Annotated in this window: 11 protein-coding genes; 4 read left to right on the top strand and 7 right to left on the bottom strand. The window is 76.6% G+C overall.

What is annotated here, in order from left to right; all coding sequences use genetic code 11:
* Positions 1–87: 87 nt before the first annotated feature.
* From ACPFP2_RS14505 to ACPFP2_RS14475, 7 genes are all read right to left on the bottom strand, one after another.
* Positions 88–1,575, bottom strand: coding sequence for a phytoene desaturase family protein (locus tag ACPFP2_RS14505; RefSeq protein ID WP_424089680.1), 1,488 nt, complete (start codon positions 1,573–1,575; stop codon positions 88–90).
* An 11-nt stretch (positions 1,576–1,586) separates the two neighbouring features.
* On the bottom strand, positions 1,587–2,714 hold the full coding sequence (locus ACPFP2_RS14500; RefSeq protein WP_424089679.1) for a glycosyltransferase: 1,128 nt from the start codon (positions 2,712–2,714) through the stop codon (positions 1,587–1,589).
* Entirely contained in the window at positions 2,711–3,580 is an 870-nt protein-coding gene (locus ACPFP2_RS14495) for a carotenoid biosynthesis protein (protein WP_424089678.1), read from the bottom strand. The genes ACPFP2_RS14500 and ACPFP2_RS14495 overlap by 4 nt, the downstream gene beginning before the upstream one ends.
* A complete protein-coding gene (locus tag ACPFP2_RS14490; RefSeq protein WP_424089677.1) occupies positions 3,577–4,155 on the bottom strand; it encodes a GNAT family N-acetyltransferase in 579 nt (192 codons plus the stop codon). Before ACPFP2_RS14490 ends, ACPFP2_RS14495 begins: the two co-directional genes overlap by 4 nt.
* A complete protein-coding gene (locus ACPFP2_RS14485) occupies positions 4,152–4,886 on the bottom strand; it encodes a monooxygenase (RefSeq protein ID WP_424089676.1) in 735 nt (244 codons plus the stop codon). Before ACPFP2_RS14485 ends, ACPFP2_RS14490 begins: the two co-directional genes overlap by 4 nt.
* Positions 4,883–5,371: a YbaK/EbsC family protein gene (locus ACPFP2_RS14480; protein WP_424089675.1), complete on the bottom strand. Its 489-nt coding sequence runs from the start codon at positions 5,369–5,371 to the stop codon at positions 4,883–4,885. Before ACPFP2_RS14480 ends, ACPFP2_RS14485 begins: the two co-directional genes overlap by 4 nt.
* A 71-nt stretch (positions 5,372–5,442) precedes the next feature.
* Positions 5,443–5,670, bottom strand: a complete 228-nt coding sequence (locus tag ACPFP2_RS14475; protein WP_424089674.1) for a YgaP-like transmembrane domain — start codon at positions 5,668–5,670, stop codon at positions 5,443–5,445.
* Positions 5,671–6,175: 505 nt separating this feature from the next.
* Between ACPFP2_RS14475 and ACPFP2_RS14470 the strand changes: the two genes are divergently transcribed.
* The 4 genes from ACPFP2_RS14470 (at position 6,176) to ACPFP2_RS14455 (ending at position 13,178) form a co-directional block, all read left to right on the top strand.
* Complete coding sequence (locus ACPFP2_RS14470; RefSeq protein ID WP_424089673.1) at positions 6,176–6,625, top strand: SAV_6107 family HEPN domain-containing protein; 450 nt, start codon at positions 6,176–6,178, stop codon at positions 6,623–6,625.
* 116 nt (positions 6,626–6,741) lie between these two features.
* Positions 6,742–7,476 (top strand): hypothetical protein, encoded by a 735-nt coding sequence (locus ACPFP2_RS14465; protein ID WP_424089672.1) that lies wholly within the window; start codon positions 6,742–6,744, stop codon positions 7,474–7,476.
* Positions 7,473–9,434, top strand: a complete 1,962-nt coding sequence (locus tag ACPFP2_RS14460) for a DNA polymerase Y family protein (protein ID WP_424089671.1) — start codon at positions 7,473–7,475, stop codon at positions 9,432–9,434. The genes ACPFP2_RS14465 and ACPFP2_RS14460 overlap by 4 nt, the downstream gene beginning before the upstream one ends.
* A 378-nt stretch (positions 9,435–9,812) precedes the next feature.
* Positions 9,813–13,178, top strand: a complete 3,366-nt coding sequence (locus ACPFP2_RS14455; RefSeq protein WP_424089670.1) for an error-prone DNA polymerase — start codon at positions 9,813–9,815, stop codon at positions 13,176–13,178.
* Positions 13,179–13,207 lie beyond the last annotated feature (29 nt).

The following is a 13,207-nucleotide window of genomic DNA, read 5'->3' as shown; positions in this document are numbered from 1 at the left end:
TCCTCGTCGCCGGACACCGCGACACGCCGCAAACCGCGCGTCGACCCCACCCGGCCGGCGGCGGGGTGGGGTGGGGTGGGGTGGGAGTTACCAGGCGGGGCCGATCTGGTCGGCGACGATCTGCGCCGACAGGGTGACCATGGGCAGGCCGCCGCCCGGGTGGCTGGAGCCGCCGACCAGCCACAGCCCGGCCGCCGGGCCACGGTTGGCCGGACGGAGCAGCCCACCGGCGGTGCCGTAGATCGTCCCGCCCGGCGCGCCGGTCGCCGCGTCCAGGTCGGCCGGGGTACGGATCTCGCGGAACAGCAGCCGGTCGCGCACGTCCACGCCCCGCTCGGCGAGCACGTCGAGGATCCGGTCCGCGTACGCCTCGGCCAGCCCCGGCCGCCGCCAGTCGACCGCGCCCGTGGCGGTGCCGTGCCGCGCGGCGTTGACCAGCACGAACCACGCCTCGTGCCCGTCGGGGCGGACCATCGGGTCGTCGGCGACGGTGACGAAGACGGTCGGGTCGGCCGCCGGCCGGGCCCGCACACCCCGCCCCGGGTGGCCGAAGACCGCGTCGAACTCGGCGTCGTAGTCGCGGGGGAAGAAGACGTTGTGGTGGGCCAGGCCGGAGTCACCGCGTACCCCGAGCAGCAGCACGAACCCGGCGAGGCTGCGGTCGGTGAGCCCGGCCAGCCGGCGCGGGTGCGGCAGCAGGTCCCGGTAGACGGTGAGCGCGTCGACGTTGGCCACCACCACGTCGGCGGGGACGGGCGCGGCGACGCCGGCCAGGCGTACCCCGTGCACCCGCCCGCCCGCGGCGTCGATCCGGGTGACCGTGGCCCCGGTCTGCACGACCACGCCCAGGTCCAGGCAGCGCGACAGCAGCGCGTCGGCCAGGGTGCCCAGCCCGCCGCGCAGGTACCAACCGCCGTACGTCAGCTCGGCGTAGGGGACGGCGACCAGCGCGGCCGGGGCGCGGCGCGGGTCGGCGCCGGTGTAGGTGGCGTACCGGTCGAGCAGCATCCGCAGCCGCGGGTCGGACAGGTGCCGCCGGCCCAGCCCGCGCAGGCTGCGGCCCGGGCCGATGGCGGCCAGGTCGCCCAGCCGCCAGGCCAGCGCGGCCAGGTCGCGCGGGGAGTCGATGGCGCGGCCGAGGATGTCCCGGTGCGACGCCGCCCAGACCCGCGCGGCCCGCCGCCACAGCCCCTGCCAGTCGGCGACGGCCCGGTCGCCGAGGGCCGCGCCGATCCGGGCGGCGAACTCGACCGGGTCGGCGCAGGAGTCCAGGGCGGGCCCGCCACCGGGGAAGACGTGCCGCACGATCGGGTCCAGCGGCACCAGGTCGAGGTACTCGTCGAGCTTCGCCCCGGTCGCCTCGAACAGGTCGTGGAAGACCTGGGGCAGGGTGAACAGGCTCGGCCCGGTGTCGAAGTGGAACGACCCCTGCGGGGTGTCGTGGCTGTAGCGGCCGAGCTTGCCGCCGACGGTGTCGGCCCGTTCCAGGACGGTGACCTGATGCCCGGTGACGGCCAGCCGGGCGGCGGTGGCCAGCCCGCCGACTCCGGCGCCGATGACCACGATCCGCGCCATGCCGTGCCCTCCTAGCTGACCGGGCGGCCGCGCCAGGACAGGCGTCGCCGCTTCCGCAGATGGTACGACCGCAGGGTCAGCCAACCGAGGACCACGACCGACACGGGGTGTGCCAGCGCGTCGGGCCAGGCCCGCCCGCCGGTGGCCCGGGCGCTGAGCACCCGCCCGGCGACCCCGAGCAGGTAGCCGGCGGCGGCGAGCGCGGCCACCGTCGGCGCGCCGGCGGCCAGCGCCGCCACGGCGGCCAGCGGGGGCGCGGTGTAGAGCAGGAGCAGCAGGGCCACCACGGTGGCCGCCGCGCTCGGATGCCCGAACGAGGCCCACAGCGACTTGGTGTAGCCGTCGCGCAGCTGCGGCCAGGTCTCGTACATCCGGCAGGCGGCCAGCCGGGAGCCGTCGGCCAGGGCGATCCGCCCGCCGGACCGCTTGACCGCGCGGGCCAGCTCGATGTCCTCCAGCACCTTGTCGGCGACCGCGGCGTGCCCGCCGGCCGCGGCGTAGCCGGCCCGGTCCACCAGCAGGAACTGCCCGCCGGCCGCCGCCAGCGACGGCCGTGGCGAGCGTTCCATCGCGGGCAGCGGCAGGAAGGTCAGCCACAACCACTGCAACAGCGGCTGCACCAGCCGGTCGGCCGCCGTCCGCACCACGATCCGGGGGTACGGCGACAGCAGCGTCACCCCGGCGGCGCGCAGTTCGGTCACCGCCGCCGCCACGGCGTACGGGGTGAGCACCACGTCCGCGTCGACGAAGGCCAGCACGGTGGCGGCCGGGTCGGTGCGGGTGGCGAGCTGGTGGCAGGCGTGCGGCTTGCCCAGCCAGCCAGGCGGCGGGGCGACCCCGGTGAGCAGGGTGACCCGGGGATCGTCGCCGGTGACCGCGCGGACCACGTCGGCGGTGCCGTCGGTCGAGCCGTCGTCGAGCACCACGATCCGCAGCCCCGGCACGCCCCGCTGGGCGAGCAGCGACCGCAGGCAGGGCGTCACCCGCTCCGCCTCGTCGCGCAGCGGCAGCAGCACCGCCACCGCCTCGTCCACCTCGACCGGTCCGTCGGGCGGGCGGCGCAGCCACCGGCCGGCGTTGAGGGCCGTGTGCGCGGTCAGCGCGGCGACCGCGAGCAGCAGCGTGAGCAGGGCGGTCATGCCGTCGCATCGACGCCCGGCCGCTGCGCCCGGCCGGCCCGGAGTCGATCGTCGCGGTGCCGGCGGGCCCGCAGCAGCGTCACCGCCAGCGGCACCGCCACCACCGCCATGCCGGCCGCGCCCCAGAGCGCCGAGGCGGGCAGGGCGAGGAAGACCGCGTGCGCCAGCACGCTGGAGAAGTACGTCCAGAGGTAGAGCGCGAGCATCGGGTCGTCCCGGCCGTCGGTGACCGCGACGGCCGGCCCGGCCAGCGGACGCAGCGCGCTCATCAGCAGCACCGCGAAGAGCAGCCAGCCCAGGTAGTTGCTGACCGGGATGCCGGGCAGGCCGGGCAGCGCCGGGGTGGCGTCGCGCCAGATCCAGTAGCCCTCGGCCACCATCTGCGGGTCGAGGAAGAGGTCCCAGGCGGCCAGTCCGACGGCGGCCAGCGCGATCCGCCCGGCGTGCCGCGCCCACGCCGGCCTGCCGCCGGTCGCGGTGCCGCCGGTCGCGGTGCGGGGGGTGGTCAGCCGGACGGCGGCCAGCCAGGCCGGCCAGGCCATCCAGGTCCAGGCGAGCGGGATGATCAGCGGCACCCCGGCCAGCTTCGGACCCAGTTCGCCGGAGTAGTCGTAGCTGCCGAACGGGAAGCCGGTGGCCACGCCGAGCGCCTCGATGGCGAAACCCCCGCCGGTGGCGACCGCGACCAGCGCCGCCGCCGTACGCGGACCCCGGCTGAGCAGCGCGTGGCCCACTGAGAGCAGGTAGCCGAGGACGACCGTGGCGACGGTCAGCCGGGCCCGGGTGTCGCCGGTGGTGAGCGGGTAGCTGATCTGGGCCAGGACGAGGACGGCCAGCAGGACCCAGGGGACGCGCCGAGCGGTCACGACGTGGCCGGCCCGGGCGCGGTGGTGGCGGCGGGGGCGGGCAGCGGCAGGTCCCGGCCGAGCACGCCGAACGGGCGCTCGTCGCCGGGGAAGTGGAAGTGCCGCAGCACGTCGACGAAACCGAACCGGCGGTACAACCGCCAGGCCCGTGACGTCCGCTCGTCGGCCTCCGGGGTGGAGAGCAGGGTGGTGCTCCCCTCGGCGAGGGTGAGCAGGGCGGTGAGCTGTCGGGTGCCCACGCCGTGCCCCTGCGCCGGCGGCCGGACGTGCAACTCGACCACCTCGAAGCAGTCGGTCAGCCACCGCCGGCGGGCCTGCGGGTCCAGCGCCCGGTGCACCTGGTCGTGCCACCACTGCCCGGACGCGCCCCGGTAGCCGTACCCGAAGCCGGCCAGGTGGCCCTCGGTGGTGAGGCTGGCGACGGCGCGGAAGCCGGGCCGGCGCACGTGGGTGGCGATGTAGCCGCGACGGGCCTCCAGCAGGTCGGCGCGGTAGTTCATCGCCTCCCCGTAGACGGCGACCACGTCGTCGAGCCGCCGGAGGAGATCGTCCGGCGTCCACCGCACCAACCTCATGCGTGTCCTCTCAGCGTTTCCGGGTCGCCGTCGGCGGCCCACCCCAGCACCGTGCGGTCACCGACCACGCCGCGCACCGCGAACCGCGCGAAGAGTTCCTCCGCGTACCACCCTTCGGTGGGGGTGCGGGCGATCGCGGCGCGGTGCTCCGGGTGACGGTACGCGAACGCCACGAGGTCCGCCGGATCACGCCACACGCTGACGGTGCCCTGCCAGCCCAGCGGGGCCTCGCCGACGCCGAAGCGGGCGAGCAGGCCGGGCGCGGCGTGCAGGGCGGCGGCCACCGGCGGGACCGCCTTCCAGAAGGTGAGCGCCCGGGCGGGGCGCAGCCGGGCCCGGGTCAGCGCCAGCACCGGTCCGTCGGCCCGACCGCCCGGCGGGTCGCCGAACGGACGCCGGCCCGACCACTCGCCCCGGCTGGTCAGCGGGCGCAGGTCGACCCGGACGGCCGACCGGGCGATCCGGGCCCAGGCCCGCCCGACGGGGGAGGCGTCGAAGCCCTCGGCGGCCTCGGGCGAGTCCCAGACGGTCAGCGCCGCCCACCGGGTCAGGTCGGCGTCGCCCGGCCCGAAGCCGGTGCCGGTCCCGGTGCCGAGCAGCTTGCCGAACCGTACGCCGGGAACGGCGCGCAGCCGGCGCGGGTCGAGCGCCATCCGGGTCAACGCCCGGAGCAGGGCAGACCGGGAGATCCGCCACACGTGCAGGGTGACCAGTTCGGGGACGGTGTTCACGCCACCTCGGCCGGGGTGCCCGAGGTGATCCGCAGCAGGTCCGCGTACGTGGTGGGGAAGACCGCCTGCGGCACCCCGCCGGCCGCCCACACCTCGTCGTACGCCGCCAGCGCGGTGTCCACCAGGGTGCGCAGCGGGCGCGGGTGACCCAGCGGCGCGACCCCGCCGATCACCTGCCCGGTGTGCTCCCGGACGAACTCGGGGGTGGCCCGGCGCAGCCGGGTGACCCCGATGCCGGCGGCCAGGCCGGCGGTGTCCACCCGGTGCGCACCGGAGGTCAGCACCAGCAGCGGGGCGCCGTCGGCCTCGAAGACCAGCGAGTTGGCGATGGCGCCGACCTCGACGCCGAGCGCCTGGGCGGCCGCCGCCGCGGTGTGGACCGCCTCGGGCAGCAGGCGGACCACGCTCGGGGCGCCGTCGCCGTCGCGCGCGTCCGCGCCGGCCAGGGCCTCCTGCACCGCGCGCACGTTCGGGTGTGGCTGCATGCCGACCATTCTTCCCGGTGCGTCGACGCCCGGTTCAGCCGCCCACGCCGGTGTCCCGGGACGTCGGCCGGTCACCGCCGCCCGGCGGACTCCCGGAAGCGGCGTCCGGACAGCGGCCGGCCGAAGAGCGGGCCCAGGGTGCAGATGTCGAGTACGCCCGTGGCCACCGGCAGCAGACCCACCAGGGCCAGCAGCCACCACCAGCCGCCGAGGGACGCGCCGACGGCGATCAACCCGACACCGACGACGATGCGTACGACTCGCCCGGCCGGGGAGTAGAGGAACCGCAGGACCGCCATGACGCCTCCCTCCGGTGGTGCTTCAGGCTCAACGTACCGCCAGGTCAGGTGCCCGGGAGGCGCGTTGTCCGCAAGGGTGGGGCGGGCGGCTGCGCCGACCTCGACGCGACGGCGCGCCACACGTTGCGTTTTCGTCGGCGGGAGGGTGTACTGTCAGGGTAGTTAGAACGAGTGTTCGATTGAGTCGCACACCCGTTCCAACGCTCCGGGAGCGGTGTTTCGCGGCGCCGGCTCCCGGGAGGTGCGGTTTCGCGGACCGCACCGGGTTCCGGGCAGTCGCGAGCCCGGTCCCAACAAGGCAGGATCGTCGCCCGCCGCCCACGACCCCCGGGCGGCGGGCGACGAACCCGCCGGTTCGCCGGCCGGGTGTGGTGTGGGGAAGCGTCCACACCCGGCCGGCCCCCTACGGTGCGTCTTCCTCCGCACCAACCCGCTTCCGGGCGTCCGCCGGTGGATCCCTTCCGCCACGCGCCACGCCCGACCCGGTCACGCGGAGGAGACAGTCATGCCGACCAACCCGGCCCAGGCACCGACGGTGCCCGCGCACGTGCTGCCGCACCGCACCCCGGCCCAGCTCCTCACGGTGGCCCGGCACGGGCTCGCCGAGGCCGCCCAGACCCGCCCCGACGGTCTGCGGTACGCGGCCGCCCACCTCGCCGCGCTGCGCGCCGCCGCGGCCCTGCTGGCCGCCCGCGCCCGTCCCGCCCCCACCCGACGCCACCGGATCACCAGCGTCTGGGTGCTGCTCTCCACGGTCGCCCCCGAGCTCGACGAGTGGGCCGCCTACTTCGCCGCCGGCGCCGGCAAGCGGGCCGCCGCCGAGGCGGGGATACCCCGGGTGGTGAGCGCCCGGGAGGCCGACGACCTGCTCCGGGCCGCCGAGCAGTTCGTCGCGGTGGTGGAGACCGCGCTCGGTCTGGCCCACCAACCCACCCTCGACGACCTCGCCGCCTGACCCGGGCACCCGCCCGGCCGGCCCCGGGCCGACGCCGGCACCGCCGGGCGCCCGCCCGGGGCCGGCGTATCCACGCGACACCTGATCCAGCAGCACGACGACGGGGGGTAGGTCCGATGGCGGGCCGCATGGTGGTCGGTTCCGCCGCACTGGCCGCTCTGGTGCGTCCGGCGAGCGCGCCGGACCCGGCCGGCGGCCACCGGATGCTCCCGGTGGCGCCCGAGCTGACCGGCCTGCTGCCCCACCGGGGGCTGCGCCGGGGCAGCACGATCGCGGTCTCCGTCGGCCGGCCCCGGCGCAGCGGGGGCACCTCGCTGGTCCTGGCCCTGCTCGCCGAGGCGTCCCGGGCCGGCTCCTGGTGCGCGGTGGTCGGGGTGCCGACCTTCGGCGTGGCCGCCGCCGCCGAACTGGGGATCGCGCTGGACCGGCTCGCCCTGGTCCCGGACCCGGGCCCCGAGTGGCCCACCGTGGTCGCCGCGCTGATCGACGGGGTCGACGTGGTGGTGACCGCCGTGCCGCAGACCGTCTCCGCCTCGGTCGCCGACCGGCTCGCCGCCCGCGCCCGCCAGCGCGGCTGCGTGCTCGTCCCGTACGGCCGGTGGGACGGCGCGGACGTCACCCTCCAGGTGGTCCGCGGGGCCTGGGAGGGGCTCGGGGCGGGGCGGGGCCGGCTGCGCCGCCGCGAGGTCACCGTCTCGGCGCGCGGGCGCGGCGCGGCGGCCCGCCCCAAGGAGATCAAGGTCTGGCTCCCCGGTGACCACCTCACCCGGGTCATCCCCCGCCCGACGGCCGCCGCTGCCGGCGCCGCCGGCCGATCCCGCGGCGCGCTCACCCTGGTGGGACGGGCGTGACCGGCCGGCCGGTACGCACCCTGCTGCTCTGGTGCCCGGACTGGCCGGTGATCGCCGCCGAGATCGTCGACGGGGTGCCGGCCACCGGCCCGGTCGCCGTGCTGCACGCCAACCGGGTGGTGGCCTGCTCCGAGCGGGCCCGGGCCGAGGGGGTGCGACGCGGCCTGCGCCGGCGGGAGGCGCAGGGCCGCTGCCCGCAGCTCACCGTGGTCGACCACGACCCCGGGCGGGACGCCCGTGCCTTCGAACCGGTGGTCGCCGCCGTCGAGGAGGTCGCCGCCGGGGTCGAGGTGGTACGCCCCGGCGCCTGCGCGCTGGCCGCCCGTGGCCCCGCCCGCTACTTCGGCGGCGAGGAGGCGGCCGCCGAGCGGATCGTGGAGCAGGTGGCCCAGGCCTGCGCGGTGGAGAGTCAGGTCGGTGTCGCCGACGGGGTCTTCGCCGCCGGGCTGGCCGCGCGCGCCGGCCAGGTGGTGCCGCCGGGCGGGACGCCCCGGTTCCTCACCGGGCTGCCCGTCGAGGCGCTCGGCCGGCCCGCCCTGGCCGACCTGCTGCGCCGGCTCGGCGTGCGTACCCTCGGCGACTTCGCCGCGCTGCCCGCCGGTGACGTGCTGGCCCGGTTCGGCTTCGACGGGGCGTTGGCCCACCGGCTCGCCGCCGGGCGGGACGACCGGCCGCTGGCCGTCCGGCAACCCCCGGTCGACCTGGCGGTGACCGCTGACCACGACGAGCCGCTGGACCGGGTCGACGCGGCGGCCTTCGCGGCCCGCGCGCTCGCCGAGCAGTTGCACGACCGGCTCGCCGCGCACGGGCTGGCCTGCACCCGGCTCGGCATCGAGGCGGTCACCGCGCACGGCCAGGAGCTGCACCGGGTCTGGCGGCACGACGGCCTGCTCACCGCCGCGGCCATCGCCGACCGGGTCCGCTGGCAGCTCGACGGCTGGCTCTCCGGCAGCACCGGCCGGGCCGGCACGCGACCGGCCCGTCCCACCGCCGGGATCGTCCGGCTGCGGCTGGTCCCCGACGGGCTGCTGACCCGGTCGGGGCTGCAGGCCGGGCTCTGGGGGGAGGCCGGCGAGGAGCGGGAGCGGGCACACCGGGCGTTGAGCCGGGTGCAGGGCATCCTCGGCCCGGAGGCGGTGGTCACCGCGGTGCTCGGTGGCGGCCGCTCCCCGGCCGACCAGACCCATCTGGTCCCCTGGGGCGACGAACGGCTCCCCGCCCGTCCCGGCCCGCCGCCGCTGCCCGGCGAGCCCGTCGAACGGCCGGGCGGCATGCTGCCGCCGGCTGTGTCTCCGCCGGTTGTGTCTCCGCCGGTTGTGTCTTCGCCGGCCGGGCCGTCGGCTGGTGTGGCGTCGGCGGACGTGGTGCCGATGGGCGTGTCGTCGGCCGGCGTGCCGTCGGCCGGCGTGCCGTCGGCCGGCGTGCCGTCGGCCGGCGTGCCGTCGGCCGGCGTGCCGTCGGGGGGTGGGCCGTCGGCGGGCGTGGCGTCAACGGGTGTGGCGTCGGAGGGCCTGGTGTCGTCGGGTGGGCGGTCGGCGGGCGTGCCCGGTCGGGCCGGGAGAGCCGGTCGGGCCGGGAGAGCCGGTCGGGCCGGGAGAGCCGGTCGGGCCGCCGTTGCCGGAAACTCCGTGCCGCCCTGGCCGGGCCGGCTGCCACCGCCCTCGCCCGCCGTGGTGCTGCCCACCCCGCTCGCCGCCGCCGTGCACGACGCCGCCGGCGAGCCGGTCGTGGTCAGCGCCCGGCTGGCGGTCAGCGCCCCGCCCGCACGGCTGGCCGTCGGCTCGGCCGCGCCGGCCGAGATCGTCGGCTGGGCCGGCCCGTGGCCGGTGGACGAGCGCTGGTGGGCCCCGGCCGAGGCGCGCCGCCGAGCCCGGTTCCAGGTCTGCCTGGCCGACGGCGCCGCCCTGCTGCTGGCCGTCGAGGCCGGTCGGTGGCTGGTGGAGGCGATCTATGACTGAGCGGTGTGCTGCGGTCGAATGGCCCGCCGATCTGCCGCGCCGGCTCCTACCCGTCGGAGGCTACGGACTTGATGGCGTGAATGGATCGCCATCCGTTCCCGCCTCCGCTCCTGTTCCCGCTTCCGTCCCTGCTCCCGACTCCGTGATTCATCTGCGCTATCAAGTCCGTAGTCACCTGACAGTCATCCGCCTCCCGGCGGGGGCAGCGGGGGCGGAACCAGCTCGTGGAACCCGCACGTCACGGGACCGGCTACCCGCCGGACCCTGCACGAGAGGAACCCGGCCCCTCCGCCGGCCGCACCTCGCCGAACGGCTGGACCTCGCCGAGCGGCCGCAGTCCTCCACAGTGTCGAGACACCGCCGCCCGGGAGTCGGCCGGTGAGCTTCCACAACCCGAAGATGCCCTGGTCGGAGCTGGAGCAGGTGCTCTCCGGGCGGTCCGGCAAGGACCGGCCCCGGGGCGAGCGGCACCTGCACGTGGTGGACCCGCTCGCGGTCGACGCCGACGGCGGCGACGCCCCGGCCTGGAGCCGTAAACGGCAGCACTACCAGCCGCCCGAGCTGTCCCGTCCCGACGGCACGGTGCCGTACGCCGAGCTGCACGCGCACAGCAACTTCAGCTTCCTCGACGGGGCCAGCCACCCGGAGGAGTTGGCCGAGGAGGCCGCCCGGCTGGGGCTCACCGCGCTCGCCGTCACCGACCACGACGGCTTCTACGGCGTGGTCCGGTTCGCCGAGGCGGCCCGGACCCTGCACCTGCCGACGATCTTCGGCGCGGAGCTCTCCCTCGGGCTGCCCGGCCCGCAGAACGGCGAGCCCGACCCGCTCGGCCGGCACCTGCTGGTGCTCGCCCACGGCCACGAGGGGTACGCCCGGCTCGCCGCCACCATCTCCCGCGCCCAGCTGCGCGGCGGCGAGAAGGGCCGTCCGGTCTACGGCGAGCTGGAGGAGGTCGCCGCCGAGCTGCGCGACCACGTGCTGGTGCTCACCGGATGCCGCAAGGGGCACGTGCCGGCGGCGCTGCTCACCGAGGGCGTGGACGCGGCGGCCCGGGAGCTGGACCGGCTCACCGCGCTCTTCGGGGCGGAGACGGTGGCGGTGGAGCTGACCGACCACGGGCACCCGGTCGACGCCGACCGCAACGACGCCCTGGCCGAGCTGGCCGCGTCCGCCGGGCTGCCCACGGTGGCCACCAACAACGTGCACTACGCCACCCCGGGGCGACGCCGGCTGGCCACCACCCTGGCGGCCGTACGGGCCCGGCGCAGCCTGGACGAGATCGACGGCTGGCTGCCCGCCGCCGCCACCGCCCACCTGCGCAGCGGCGCGGAGATGGCGGCCCGGTTCGCCGCGTACCCGGGTGCGGTGGCCCGGGCCGCCGAGTTCGGCGCGGAGCTGGCGTTCGACCTGCAACTGGTCGCGCCCCGGCTGCCGGCGTACCCGGTGCCGCCGGGGCACACCGAGATGAGCTGGCTGCGGCACCTGACGATGCAGGGCGCCCGGGAGCGCTACGGCCCGCCCGAGGCGCATCCCGAGGCGTACGCGCAGCTCGACCACGAGCTGAAGATGATCGACGAGCTGGGCTTCCCCGGCTACTTCCTGGTGGTCTACGACATCGTCACGTTCTGCCGCGAGCAGGACATCTACTGCCAGGGTCGGGGCTCGGCGGCCAACTCGGCGGTCTGCTACGCGCTACGGATCACCAACGTCGACGCCGTCCGGCACCGGCTGCTCTTCGAACGGTTCCTCGCCCCGGAACGCGACGGGCCGCCCGACATCGACGTGGACATCGAGTCCGACCGCCGGGAGGAGGTGATCCAGCACGTCTACGCCCGGTACGGCCGCGAGCACACCGCCCAGGTCGCCAACGTCATCTCGTACCGGCCCCGGTCGGCGGTGCGGGACGTGGCGAAGGCGTTCGGGTTCTCGCCCGGCCAGCAGGACGCCTGGAGCAAGCAGATCGACCGCTGGGGCTCGGTCGCCTCGGTGGACGTGGCGGACATCCCCGAGCAGGTGGTGGCGTACGCCAACGAGTTGCAGACGTTCCCCCGGCACCTGGGCATCCACTCCGGCGGCATGGTGATCTGCGACCGGCCGGTGATCGAGGTCTGCCCGGTGGAGTGGGGTCGGATGCCCGGGCGCAGCGTGCTCCAGTGGGACAAGGACGACTGCGCCGCCGTCGGCCTGGTCAAGTTCGACCTGCTCGGCCTCGGCATGCTCTCCGCCCTGCACTACGGCTACGACATGATCGGGACGACCCTCGACCTGGGCGACATGACGCTGGACGACCCCGAGGTCTACGACATGCTCTGCCGGGCCGACTCGGTCGGGGTGTTCCAGGTGGAGAGCCGGGCCCAGATGGCCACCCTGCCCCGGCTCAAGCCGCGCGAGTTCTACGACCTGGTGGTGGAGGTGGCGCTGATCCGGCCCGGTCCGATCCAGGGCGGCTCGGTGCACCCGTTCATCCGGCGCAAGAACGGCCAGGAGCCGGTGACCTTCCCGCACCCGCTGATGCGCAACGCGCTGGAGAAGACCCTCGGCGTGCCGCTGTTCCAGGAGCAGTTGATGCAACTCGCCATCGACCTGGCCGGCTTCGACGCGGCCGGGGCCGACCAGCTGCGCCGGGCGATGGGGGCCAAGCGGTCGGTGGAGCGGATGGCGCAGATCGCCGACCGGCTCTACGCCGGGATGGCCGAGCGGGGCATCACCGGCGAGCTGGCCGACGACGTCTACCGCAAGCTCACCGCGTTCGCCAGCTACGGCTTCCCGGAGAGCCACGCGATGAGCTTCGCCTACCTGGTCTACGCCAGTTCCTGGCTCAAGCGCTACCACCCCGGCCCGTTCCTGGCCGCGCTGCTCAACGCCCAGCCGATGGGCTTCTACTCGCCGCAGACCCTGGTCGACGACGCCCGCCGGCACGGCGTCGAGGTACGCCGCCCGGACGTCAACGCCAGCGGGGCCCTGGCGGTGCTGGAGTCGACGCCGCAGACCCGGTGGGGGAGCCGGCCGGGGGAGCCGCCGCACGAGTGGGGCCTCGGCGGGCCGGCCGTCCGGCTCGGCCTGTCCGGTGTGCGTACCCTCGGCGACGGGGTGGCCGAGCGGATCGAGGCGGAACGGGCCGCGCGCGGGCCGTACCGGGACATGCCGGACCTGGCCCGGCGGGTCGGTCTCACCGCCGCGCAGCTGGAGGCGCTGGCCACCGCGGACGCCTTCGCCTGTTTCGGGCTGACCCGGCGGCAGGCCCTCTGGGCGGCCGGCGCGGCGGCCCAGGACCGGCCGGACCGGCTGCCCGGCACGGTCACCGGCACGGCCGCGCCCACCCTGCCCGGGATGGAGGCGGTGGACCGGCTGGTCGCCGACGTCTGGGCGACCGGGCTGTCCCCGGAGAGCCACCCGGCCCGGTTCATCCGCGACCGGTTCGACGCCCTCGGCGCGGTGCCGATCGCCCGGCTCGGCCGGGTGGAGCCGGGCCGGCGGATCCGGGTCGGCGGGATCGTCACCCACCGGCAGCGGCCCGCGACCGCCGGCGGGGTCACCTTCCTCAACCTGGAGGACGAGACGGGGATGCTCAACGTCACGTGTTCGCCCGGGTTGTGGCAGCGCTACCGGCGAACGGCGCGCACCAGCGCGGCGTTGGTGGTGCGGGGCCTGCTGCACCGGCACGAGGGGGTCACCAGCCTCACCGCGGACCGGCTGGACCCGATCGAGCCGCCCGTCAGCCCGGCGTCCCGGGATTTCCGCTGAGCGGAGTGATCCACATTACGGTTTCCGGA

Source organism: Micromonospora citrea (genome assembly GCF_049629545.1).
GTDB classification, from domain to species: Bacteria; Actinomycetota; Actinomycetes; order Mycobacteriales; family Micromonosporaceae; genus Micromonospora; species Micromonospora citrea_A.
This window is presented reverse-complemented; position numbering and strand designations above follow the sequence as displayed.

Coding starts and splice junctions, on each gene's coding strand:
- ACPFP2_RS14505 (WP_424089680.1), bottom strand. CDS start 1,575: ATGGCGCGGATCGTGGTCATCGGCGCCGGAGTCGGCGGGCTGGCCACC.
- ACPFP2_RS14500 (WP_424089679.1), bottom strand. CDS start 2,714: ATGACCGCCCTGCTCACGCTGCTGCTCGCGGTCGCCGCGCTGACCGCG.
- ACPFP2_RS14490 (WP_424089677.1), bottom strand. CDS start 4,155: ATGAGGTTGGTGCGGTGGACGCCGGACGATCTCCTCCGGCGGCTCGAC.
- ACPFP2_RS14480 (WP_424089675.1), bottom strand. CDS start 5,371: ATGCAGCCACACCCGAACGTGCGCGCGGTGCAGGAGGCCCTGGCCGGC.
- ACPFP2_RS14475 (WP_424089674.1), bottom strand. CDS start 5,670: ATGGCGGTCCTGCGGTTCCTCTACTCCCCGGCCGGGCGAGTCGTACGC.
- ACPFP2_RS14470 (WP_424089673.1), top strand. CDS start 6,176: ATGCCGACCAACCCGGCCCAGGCACCGACGGTGCCCGCGCACGTGCTG.
- ACPFP2_RS14465 (WP_424089672.1), top strand. CDS start 6,742: ATGGCGGGCCGCATGGTGGTCGGTTCCGCCGCACTGGCCGCTCTGGTG.